The organism is Cyclobacterium jeungdonense (assembly GCF_010994275.1).
In the GTDB taxonomy this organism is placed as follows: domain Bacteria; phylum Bacteroidota; class Bacteroidia; order Cytophagales; family Cyclobacteriaceae; genus Cyclobacterium; species Cyclobacterium jeungdonense.
This window is the reverse complement of record NZ_WMCD01000003.1, coordinates 37,961-49,174: the sequence shown is the minus strand read 5'-3', so window position 1 is coordinate 49,174 and position 11,214 is coordinate 37,961. Positions and strand designations below refer to the sequence as shown.

At 46.3% G+C, this 11,214-nt stretch carries 6 protein-coding genes; 3 read left to right on the top strand and 3 right to left on the bottom strand.

Going from position 1 to position 11,214, the window contains the following annotated elements:
• Positions 1-73: 73 nt before the first annotated feature.
• Positions 74-1,696, bottom strand: a complete 1,623-nt coding sequence (locus GKS34_RS07720) for a SusD/RagB family nutrient-binding outer membrane lipoprotein (protein WP_163384241.1) — start codon at positions 1,694-1,696, stop codon at positions 74-76.
• A gap of 11 nt (positions 1,697-1,707) precedes the next feature.
• Positions 1,708-4,776, bottom strand: coding sequence for a SusC/RagA family TonB-linked outer membrane protein (locus tag GKS34_RS07715; RefSeq protein ID WP_163384240.1), 3,069 nt, complete (start codon positions 4,774-4,776; stop codon positions 1,708-1,710).
• A 547-nt stretch (positions 4,777-5,323) separates the two neighbouring features.
• On the opposite strand from GKS34_RS07715, the gene GKS34_RS07710 reads away from it, so the two are divergent.
• Positions 5,324-7,081 carry a PQQ-dependent sugar dehydrogenase gene (locus GKS34_RS07710; RefSeq protein ID WP_163384239.1) on the top strand — a complete coding sequence of 586 codons (1,758 nt, stop codon included), beginning with the start codon at positions 5,324-5,326 and terminating at the stop codon, positions 7,079-7,081.
• Between the two features lie 24 nt (positions 7,082-7,105).
• Here GKS34_RS07710 and GKS34_RS07705 read toward each other — a convergent pair whose 3' ends face one another.
• Positions 7,106-8,329: an Nramp family divalent metal transporter gene (locus GKS34_RS07705; RefSeq protein ID WP_240459231.1), complete on the bottom strand. Its 1,224-nt coding sequence runs from the start codon at positions 8,327-8,329 to the stop codon at positions 7,106-7,108.
• A 284-nt stretch (positions 8,330-8,613) separates the two neighbouring features.
• On the opposite strand from GKS34_RS07705, the gene GKS34_RS07700 reads away from it, so the two are divergent.
• Both GKS34_RS07700 and GKS34_RS07695 read left to right on the top strand, forming a co-directional pair.
• The gene (locus GKS34_RS07700; RefSeq protein WP_240459256.1) at positions 8,614-9,870 is read left to right on the top strand and encodes an amidohydrolase/deacetylase family metallohydrolase; all 1,257 of its coding nucleotides are present in this window, start codon (positions 8,614-8,616) and stop codon (positions 9,868-9,870) included.
• 122 nt (positions 9,871-9,992) lie between these two features.
• Positions 9,993-11,213 (top strand): amidohydrolase/deacetylase family metallohydrolase, encoded by a 1,221-nt coding sequence (locus GKS34_RS07695; protein ID WP_163384236.1) that lies wholly within the window; start codon positions 9,993-9,995, stop codon positions 11,211-11,213.
• The last annotated feature ends 1 nt before the right edge of the window (position 11,214 follow it).

Below are 11,214 nucleotides of genomic sequence, written 5' to 3'. Positions count from 1 at the left end.
ATTAAAAATAAACTAAAAAAGTGCCGAAATGACGGCACTTTTTTAGGTATATAAATAAGATTAATAAAGGAAATTACTCGGGTTTTGCATCCCACCAAAGCTTGGTTCCATTGCTGTTACCTCCCCTACTAGTCAATTCAGGAAGCTGTTCAGCAGCCGTAACGGCTTCGTTATTGTTATCGAATTCTCCTTGAACAAAGATCAGTCTAGGCATCACCACGTCCCTTGGAACATCTTCATTATCCGAATTAAGGCGCGGATACGGAGTGGGATAATTCAACCTTCTAAGCTCAGCCCAGGCTTCCCATCCATCAGGATAGATCGCAACCCACTTTTGCGTGCCAATCTGCTCCAACTGTTGCTCTTTGGTGCCGTTTGTCATAAAGGCTACAGGAACGTTCGAATTGGGATCAAGATTCCAATCCGGATTGTTTGGAAACGTTACAGCCGCAGGTGTCTTGCTGCTGTTGATATAGGCCTGAATGCCTGCTGCATCTGCGCCAATTCGGGGCTCAGACATAGACAATTCTATTCCTTTTTCGTAGTATTCCTGCGCGGATCCACCCATGGCCCAGCCTTCCAATGCTCCTTCGGCCAACAAAAATTGGACCTCAGCAGCACTAATAACTCTCCATGGCTCTCCGGCTGCACTTCCACCTCTTCCTTCATTAAGGAAAATTACACCCATATCAGAGTACGCATCATTCCAACCGGTTTGCCCCAGATCTTCACGAGACAGTCCGTTTCGCAATCCCTGATAAGGTTCGCCCTGGCCGGTATTTTGATAATCCACCGTCTCGCTGAAGTAAACGCCAGTACGGGGATCTTCGTAGCCTACCATGACACTTTCCATTAAGGCGCTCATTCGGAATTCACCCCAGTTCGTAATAATCCAATACGGATTTCTAGATTGAACGGTAGTTTGGATAAATGCGCTGTCATCATTGGAATCCATTACACCATCAGCTACTGCTTTTTCTGCTTCTGCCTTGGAAAGAGCCGGATCAACATATTTCACGCGCATGGCCAATCGCAACCTAAGCGAATTAGCATAGGTCAACCATTTATCCGCGGAGCCACCAAACATCTGGTCATGTCCTACGAAGGCACTTCTACCGGAGTTTTGCTTTAATACCGCAACTGCTTCATCCAAAACGGTGAAAAAGTCCCGGTACACTTCCTCCTGAGAATCGTAAGGAACGACGGTCTCACCGTTTCCGAAGGAGGAATAAATAATAGGTCCCCAATAATCGGATATACGATGATATGCCTGCACCTTCCAGACTTTAATAAAGGCATTCTCCAGGGGAAGTTCGTTTTCCTCTGTAAATTCTTCTACAAACTGAATCACTGGGGCGGCTTGACCATAGAAATAATTCCAGGCCGCGTTAGACCAACCACCTACTTGAACATGGCGGTCTGAGTCAAAGTTTACCTGAGTGGTGGCAAAGTATTGCGAGTACAAATCACCAAATAAACTTTGTGCAATCTGGAATCCCGAGGTACCTCCTCCAGGCGCCAGATACATGGCTCTACCCTGAGCATTGGCAAAGGCCTGTCCCAAAAGTCCAATGTCCAGGTTTGACGCTACGATCGCATTGGGTTGGGTGTTCAACTCTTCAAAGTTTTCCGTACAAGCGCCGAATGTCAACGCTGTAAGGGATAAACCCATCGCTATATTAGATATTTTTATCATCGTTACTATTTTTAAAATCCTAAACTAACATTAAAACCAAAGGATCTTGCCGTCGGAGGCCCAAAGGAATCAAATCCTTGCGCAGCTGCTGAAGTTCCAACCGTCACATCCGGGTCAATGTTTTTAGCTTCATTCAAGAAGAAAAACAGGTTCCGGGCCACAAAGTTGACGGTGACGCTATTTAAGGGCAGCCGTTCCAGTTTTGCAGCAGGTATGGTGTAACCTATCACTGCCTCTCGCATTCGAACATTAGTGGCTGAATAGGAAAATACTTCTCCAATCGGCGCATTTCTACCCCCCATATTTACCCAAAACAGCTCTGCAGTGGTCTCAATATCATTCGGTACAAACGTACCATCTTCTGTTTCTCTAACTGCCGTTTCGTGTTCCATAAAGTTTTCACCGAATACCAGTCCTCCATCTCTTCCCTGCAAGGTTTCTTCAGTCATACCATCTGCATAAATAATCGCGTTGGTAAGGGAAGCAATGCTACCTCCCTGACGGAAGTCAATGGTGAAATTAGCACGGAAATTCTTGTAATTGAACGAATTCTGAATTCCACCCAGCCAAATAGGATTGTAATTCGCTACCCGTACGGTAAATCCGGGAGTGGTTCGGGGAACACCATTGTCGCCAACAATTACCCGACCCTGATCGTCTCTTAGATACCCGCGGGAATAAACTTCCCCAAACGGTTTGCCTTCTTCTACTCTGAATTGTCTCAGGAAGTCTCCTCCTACTACGATGCTGGGGCGTTGATCATTGATCTCGTTAACCATGGAAATGTTGCGGGCAAAGTTTGCCGTAATGTTCCAGTTAAAACCAGCTCTTCGGATCGGAGTTAGGTTCAATATCACCTCTATACCTTCGTTTTGTACATCCCCACCGTTGGTGAAGAAGCTGGACGCGCCTGAACCTACCGGCAAGGCTACTGTAAACAACTGGTTAAATGAGTTGGTTTTATAATAGGTGAAGTCAAGGCCCAGACGATTATTCACAAATCGGAAGTCACCACCCAATTCAATTGATTGCGTCGTTTCCGGTAGCAAATTTTCGTTAGGAAGGGTAGTACTTAGAGAGAGATAGCCTCCAAGCCCCCCTGCGGCGAAAGCAGCTGTACGCTGAAGCTGATAGGGACTGGTATCGTTACCAACCTCCGCAAAGGAACCCCTTACTTTGGCAAAGGTGAACCACTCGGGAAATTCTACCAAATCAGATACTACCGCATTCAAACCTACCGAGGGATAAAAGAAGGACCAATTGTCCTTAGGCAGGGTAGAAGACCAGTCATTTCTGGCAGTTATGTCCAGGAAGATGGCGTTTTTCCAGGCTATTTGTGCAAAAGAATACAATGAATTCACGTCCTTAGGAGAACCGACCCCATGATTAGAAACTACCTGTTGAGTGTTGCTCAACGCAAAAAAGTTGGGGACAACCATGTTCTGGCCCGTGTTGGAGCTCAGACTGGAGTTTCTGTTGATCCGACTATTTCCTCCGGCATTAATATTAAAATACCAATCATCACTTAAGGATTTCTCATAGCTGATCAGGAAGTCGGTGTTTATTTCCATATCCTCAGACTGACCGACAGAAAACCTTCCGTTCTGAGCAATGATGTAACTATCATTATACAGTTTCTCTTCGCTGGTACCAAAGGAACGATCTAAGGCAGCCCTAGCCAAAATGGTCAGCCCCTCCGCCATTTGGTAGCTCAATGAAGAAAAGGCCACTACCCGGTCGGCAGTGTTCTTTCTCAGGTTGCGGTTGACGGTCCAATAAGGATTGGCACCGCCATTGGAACCCGGATTGAAGTAATTTTGTCGTAACAAACCCGCTGAGTTTATATATTCGAACCTGGCAAAATCCTCTGTTGTAATGTTTCGAGGCATTCTCATGATATGCCGGTTGGGGTTCGAAAAGTTCTCACCTTGCGCCAATTGGTTATCAATGTCTTGGCGGATGTAGTTGACTTTTGAGTCAAGCGTTAACTTCTCCGATAATTTATTGGTCAAACGCAGGTTTATGCTGTGTCTGCCCAACTCGTTTCCAGGAACTACACCTGCAGCATCTGTGTAGGTATAAGAGAAATAAGTTTGATTTCTCTCATTTCCACCGCTAATGGCCAGCGTAGTCGCCAACGTATGGCCGGTCTGATAAAAATCACTGATATTATCCGGCTGTGGGGAAAAGGAATACGTGTCCTGAGGCCTGTTTGGGTCCGGAGACCAGTGGGCTACAGAGGATCCATCCATTCTGGGTCCCCAGGAAAACTCGGATCCTGGAGCATAATTACCGTTACTTCCCTGACCGTATATGTTTTGGAAATTGGCCAAAATCAGCGGCTGGTCAAACATGTACGAGGTGTTTACGCTCACCTGAAAGCCGCCTTCGCGCCCCCTTTTGGTATTCACCACGATCGCACCGTTGTTTGCCCGGCTACCGTAAAGAGCGGCGGCATTTGGTCCTTTCAATACGTTTATGCTTTCGATATCATCCGGGTTAAGGTTTTCGATTCCATCCGCAGGCACACCATCCACAATATACAGGGGCTGGCTGTCTCCACTAATAGATCGGTTTCCTCTCAAAACCACCCGAGTGCCTCCACCCACACCACTACCAGAGCGGTTGATGGACAACCCGGCTACTTTACCGGAAAGTGAGTTCATCACATTCAACTCCCTTGCTTCAGAGAGTTCCTGCGTACTTACATCCTGTACGGTATACGTTAGTGCTTTCTTTTCCCTTTCCAGACCGAAGGCGGTTACCACCACTTCCGATAAGGCCTCCAACTCGGAGGACAAGGATACGTTAATCTCTGTGTTGTTACCAACTAATCTCTCCTGAGAGGCATATCCCAGGTAAGAAAACACTAACACGGATTGCGCATCAGGTACACTAATACTATACTGACCATCAATATCAGTAATGGTCCCAGTATTAGTTCCTTTAATCAATATACTGACGCCCGGTAATGGAGCATCGGCGTCTGCATCAGTCACGGTCCCAGTGACCGTTCGTTCCTGAGCCATCCCTTGTATCGCAAAGAGGGCCAGGAAGAATACTAGTAAACTTTTTTTCATAAGTAAATGAAGAATTGAATGAATTGGATTTTGGAAGTTTTTCCAATGTTTAATTTTAACCATCACTGTCAGAGATCAACAGTACCTTTCGGAAATTTTCCGAAGCAAACTATAAGTAATCCGTTTTATCTTGTTTATCATTATTAACCTTTGGAATTTGTTTTTAGACAGTTCCTATACATTAAAGCCCGATAGGTTGGTTAGATTGGGGAGATTTTAAGGTTAATATTAGGAATAATTTAATTCACAAACAACCGAAATACCTTTGAAATAATTTTTAGGCTGATCGCAATCTAATAATCAAAAAATAGTAAAACCTGTAAACAGTAAAACAAAAAAATGTTTTACTGTTTTTACTTAAAAATATGAATATTATATAATTATTTTAAAATTAATAATATATTTATTTTGAAGTCTATGCATTTCTTTTCATTTGTCAAACAGGATAAAATTGCTTTTTAATTTCTTTATCTCACTAATTACACAACCTTCTATTGTATTGTCGGAGTATTTTTACAAATTACAATTGAAAATTTGCTTTACACCAATGAATCGTACCCTTTCACCGCCTATCAATTTTATTTTCCTTTTAACATGGATAATTTTTGTTGCCTATTCCTGTCAAAATCCGGCCCCTTTACCTCATCCCGACCAGGATAATGGCGGACTTTCCCTCCCCGGCGGATTTGGAGCCTTGGTAGTAGTAGATAGTATCGGTAAAGGAAGGCATCTCGCTGTTAATGAAAATGGGGATATCTATGTCAAATTAAGGTATGCAAGAGAAGTAGGCAGCAACGTAGCCTTAAGGGATACCACTGGTGACGGAAAAGCAGACATCATCTCCTATTTCGGGGAATATGAAGACGAAGGCAGTCTGGCAAACGGCATGCGCATCCACGACGGATACTTATATTATAGTGCCGCCAGAGTAGTGTACCGAAATCGGCTCGTACCGGGACAGCTAATCCCCGACAGCCCTATGGAAGTCGTGCTTACGGATGACCACGAACACGGCATCCACTGGCATATCACCAAACCGGTTTCCTTTGACATGGAAGGAAACATGTATGTACCCTTTGGCAGCCCTTCCAATGCCTGCCAGGACCTGGTAAATAAACCGGGTGGCATTCCCGGTTCCGAAGGACTTGATCCCTGCCCCGAGCTGATCGAACATGGTGGGATCTGGAAGTTCCCAAAGGACAAACTGGGAATGACCCAGAAAGACGGAGAACTGTATGCCACAGGTATACGTAGTGTGGTGGCCATGGATTTTAACCAGCAGGACAATCACCTGTACCTGGTCATGCACGGAAGGGATAACCTCCACCTGCTCTATCCGGAAACCTTTACGCCCTGGGAGAGTGCCGTTTTGCCTTCGGAGGAGTTTATAAAAGTGACCCAAGGAGCCGATTACGGCTGGCCGTATTGCTATTACGATCAGATTCAGAGGAAAAAGGTGCTGGCTCCCGAATACGGAGGAGACGGAAAAATCATTGGTAGGTGTGGAGATATGGATGATCCTGCGATGGGGTTCCCGGGTCATTGGGCTCCCAACGATTTGCTATTTTATAAAGGCGACCAGTTTCCGGAGAGGTATAAAGGAGGTGCTTTCGTGGCCTTTCATGGCTCCACCAACAGGGCACCCTATCCTCAGTCCGGCTATTTTGTCGCATTCGTACCCTTTGAAAACGGCCAACCTACCGGTGATTGGGAGGTTTTTGCCAATGGCTTTGCCGGAACCAATCCAATAGTAAATGTAAGCGATGCGGAATTCAGGCCTATGGGGCTGGCAGAGGGGCCGGATGGTTCCCTGTACATTTCGGATTCAAATAAGGGCCGTATTTGGCGAGTCCTCTTCACAGGCGATAAAAATTCCTTTGGCGAAGAATCACTTGCAGCCATGGAAGCGCAAAAACAGTTAGCCAATATTCGCAACCCCCATCCGGAGCAGGACAACCTATACCGAGGAAAACAGCCTCAGGGAAACCAGGTATACACTACTTATTGCGCCCCTTGCCATCAGCGGGATGGAAAAGGAGCGGCAGGAAGAATTCCCGGTCTGCATCAAACCGAATGGGTGTCCGGGGATAAAGAGCGTCTAATCCGGATCGTACTACAGGGACTGGACGGGGAAATAGAAGTGAACGGAGAACGATACGATAACGTGATGCCAGCCCATGGATTTCTTGATGACCAGCAAATTGCAAGTGTGCTGACATATCTCCGCCAGAATTTTGAAAACCAGGCCAGCCCTGTCATGCCCGAGGAAGTAGCCTCCTTACGCACCAATTCTCAAGAACAATAGACAAGAACAAAAGACAGATTAGAGTTACACCAATTCCATCAAAGCCAGGTAACCTGTATAAGAAATCACGCAGGCAAACACCAAGGCCGCGACCAATCCCAGGTTGAGCCAGAAACCCGCTTTATGGGAGCCCATAAGCTGGTTTTGGTTAATAAGGTACAACATGCAGGCAATGACAAGGGGCAAAACGAATACGGCGGCCACCTGGGTTAAGATCTGAGCAAAAATCGGATTGGCTCCCAGGATGGGAACGGTCAACCCAACCACGCAGGCAATTCCCGTTAATATCCTGAATCTACTGGATCCGGTATCCAGTTCCCCTTCTTTGTAGTCAGCAACCAGCAGAGGAGCGACCATCAAAATAGGAAAAACAGAGGATAACCCGGCACTCAAGGCACCCGTCATAAAGAGGGCAACGGCAAATTTACCGGCGACCGGCTCCAGGGTGTATACCATATCCATTACCTTTTCTATGGTCTTACCCTCGGCGTAAAGGGCGCCAGTCGCAGCAGCCATGATGGACAAATTAATTATCAACATCAAAATTGCGCTGGTCAGTGCGTCTTTGGATTGTTCCCGCGTATGCGCAGGTCCCCATCCCTTCCCTTTCATCAACAGGGGTCTTACTATAAAAGTAGGTGCGGCCATGGTGGTTCCCACGAAAGCCGCCACCAATAACTTACCCCCAGCCACATCTGGCACGGATGGAACAAGCCCTCTGACCATCTGGGCAGGGTCGGGTAACACCACGAACATGGAGATAATAAAGGAAATCCCCATGATGGTCACAAAAACGATCAATACCTTTTCGAAAAAGGAGTACTGCCCCACCCATAGCAAGGAGTACATCAACACAATCAATACGATGGCAATTCCCAGCACCGGCCAGTAAGAGTCCCCTGAAAGTCCAGGAAAAAACAGGATAGCCATTTCGTAAATGGCATTGGCGCTCAGACCCAATATACCTGATAAGGAATTCCATTGCGCCAAAACGATCCCTCCCACTATCAGGTAGGATATGAGCTTGCCTCCTTTTAATTTGGTTTTGAAACTATAGATAGACGTTTGCCCGGTAATGACAGCGTACCTTCCATAGGCTTCCATTAACACCCATGAAAACAGACAACTCAGCACCAAAACCCAGAGCAACTGCATGCCGAATTGGCTACCGGCTTTGGCCATGGAAGTGACACTTCCCGTGCCTATAGTATAGCCAATGCAGAAAATACCGGGCCCTATACCGAGCATCCAGATCCATATTTTTTGTAAAAAATTAGTTTTCGGGGTTTTGTTGGTTTCTTTCATAAAGTGACAAGGTAAATCTGGGTTAGCAAGCTGTTAATTTGAAAATTTTTATCCTCAATAAAAAGCAAAACAGTCGGTAAGCAGGCATTTAATAAAATAGGGCTTTGTAAAAACATTTTTTTTTGCAATATTTCCGTACTTCCCGAAAGAAAAATCTTCGTTCGTCGCTTCTATCACTTTAAATCCAACACGCATTGAAAAACTGTAAATTCCTCTTCGGTTTGTTGTTGCACCAACTGCTTGCTGTTGGTTGCATAGTACTGCTCGGCACAGTTCCAGTTGCCGCCCAGGAGATCGATCTTTTATTAAAAGGTGGCCATCTGCTGGATCCGAAAAATGGAATCAACGAACCTATGGACCTGGCTATCTCAGGCAAAACCATACTTAAGGTTGAAAAAGACATTCCTGCCAGCAGTGCAAAAAAAACGCTTGATGTAAGTGGGTTGTACATTACCCCCGGACTGGTAGACATGCATGTGCACGTATTTCATGGCACCAATACGGATTCCTACATCGCCGATGCCCTGACCAGCCTTCCTCCCGATGGATTTACGTTCCGATCTGGGGTTACCACCGTCGTGGATGCAGGGTCTTCCGGATGGAGAAATTTCCGTCAATTTAAAGAGCAAACCATTGACCGTTCACAAACCCGTGTGTTGGCGCTACTGAATATCGTAGGCACCGGTATGTACGGTAGATTCGAGGAGCAGAACGTGATGGATATGAATCCTACAATGACGGCATACATGATCAATCGGTTATTTCCGGAGATACTGGTAGGTATCAAATCGGCGCATTATTGGGGAGATTTTACCCAGGTGGATATAGCTGTTGAAGCCGGGAAGCTAGCTAACGTACCGGTTATGGTGGATTTTGGAGAGCACCAACCACCCAATTCCATAGAGGCGCTTTTTATGCAGCACCTGCGACCCGGCGATATTTTCACCCATACCTTTTCCTACGGCCCCAATAACCGGGAGACCATTGTGGATGAAAATCTGAAAGTAAAACCCTTTGTTTTTGAAGCACAGGAAAGAGGAATCCGTTTTGATGTCGGACATGGTGGAGGAGCTTTTTCCTTTAGACAGGCTATACCGGCTATTGAGCAGGGTTTTTTGCCGGATGTGATTAGCTCTGATCTGCATAAAGACAGCATGAATGGGGGGTTCAAAGACATGGCAAACCTACTTTCCAAGTTTATGAACATGGGACTGAGTCTGGAAGAAGTCATTCTCAGGGCCACCTGGAATCCCGCGCAGGTGATCAACAGGGAGGATTTAGGAAATCTGGACCCCGGTTCAGAAGCAGACATCGCTGTATTTCGGTTGGTGGAAGGAGATTTTGGCTTTCAGGATATCCGTAGAACGCGAATTGACGGCAATCAACGATTGGAAACCGAATTGACCCTGAGGGCCGGCAGAATCGTATGGGACCTAAACGGAATCAACGCTCCTCACTGGGAAACTGAGATTAGAAACCGCTAAATGGTTATCTACCAGTGAAATCAAGCATGATGCAAGCGACCCTCGGAGGGATGATTATAAATCATGCGAGATTCTTCCGATTTAACATCGGGACAGGTTATGACCAATAAAATTATAAACAGATGAAACAGCTGTATTTACTTATTCTGGGGCTTTCTTTTTGGTTGCCACTTTCGGCCCAGGATTTTGATATACTCATCAGAGGAGCCTACCTGATCGATGCCAAAAACAAGATCCAGGACACCATGGACGTAGGGATAGCAGGTGGGAAAATAGCGAGGGTAGCTCAATCCATCTCGCCGGATAAGGCCAAAAAAGTAGTCGACGCCTCCGGATTGATTATGAGCCCCGGATTGATCGACATTCATACCCACGTTTTTGTGGGAAGCAAAGCCAGGACTTTTGCGGATGGTTTTTCCAGTGTTTCCCCGGATGATTTTACTTTCCGCTCAGGCATCACGACCGTAGTCGATGCCGGTACTTCCGGCTGGAGGAATTTTGAAACCTTCAAAAAAAACGTGATTGACGCCTCTCAGACCAGGGTATTGGCTTTTTTAAATATTGTGGGTACCGGAATGAGCGGCCATTCGACACAGGAGAACCTGCAAGACATGGATCCGGAAAAAGCCCTGGAAATGCTTCAGCGGTATCCGGACATTTTGGTTGGCATCAAGATAGGGCATTATACAGGACCCGAGTGGTTGCCCTTTGAAAACGCATTATTGGCATCGGGAAATGCCCAAAAACCCTTGCTGGTGGAGTGCCACCTGCCCCGGTATACCCTGGCCGAGCAATTGGAAAAAATGAGGCCAGGAGATATTTTGACCCACAGTTTTGAGGAAATTGAAGAACGCATGCCCATCGTGGATGAACAAGGTCAGCTGCGCCCCTTCGTTATGGCGGCTTACGAGCGAGGTGTGCATTTCGATGTTGGACATGGCGGGGCGGGGTTTTGGTTTAGTCAGGCTATCCCGGCTTTGCAACAGGGCTTGAAACCTCACACATTTGGTACAGACCTCCACCGGTTTAGCATGAATTCCGGCATGAAAAACATGCTGAATGTAATGTCTAAATTCATCGCCATGGGAATGGAGGTGGAAGAAGTCATTCAGCGGGCCTCCTGGCAAGCGGCCCAGGTCATTCAACGACCAGATTTAGGCCATTTGACCGAGGGAGCCGTCGCGGATTTGACGCTGTTAAAATTACTGGAAGGTGATTTTGGCTTTGTAGATGCAGGCGGGAAACGAATTAACGGAAAACACAAATTGGAAACAGAGCTGACCATAAAAGGCGGTAAGGTCGTCTATGATCTGAACGGGCTGGCGGCTAAAAATTATAACTAAC

Bases quoted from the DNA above. Each gene is read 5' to 3' on its own strand.
- GKS34_RS07715 (WP_163384240.1), bottom strand. From the start codon at position 4,776: ATGAAAAAAAGTTTACTAGTATTCTTCCTGGCCCTCTTTGCGATACAA.
- GKS34_RS07695 (WP_163384236.1), top strand. From the start codon at position 9,993: ATGAAACAGCTGTATTTACTTATTCTGGGGCTTTCTTTTTGGTTGCCA.
- GKS34_RS07720 (WP_163384241.1), bottom strand. From the start codon at position 1,696: ATGATAAAAATATCTAATATAGCGATGGGTTTATCCCTTACAGCGTTG.
- GKS34_RS07705 (WP_240459231.1), bottom strand. From the start codon at position 8,329: ATGCTCGGTATAGGGCCCGGTATTTTCTGCATTGGCTATACTATAGGC.
- GKS34_RS07710 (WP_163384239.1), top strand. From the start codon at position 5,324: ATGAATCGTACCCTTTCACCGCCTATCAATTTTATTTTCCTTTTAACA.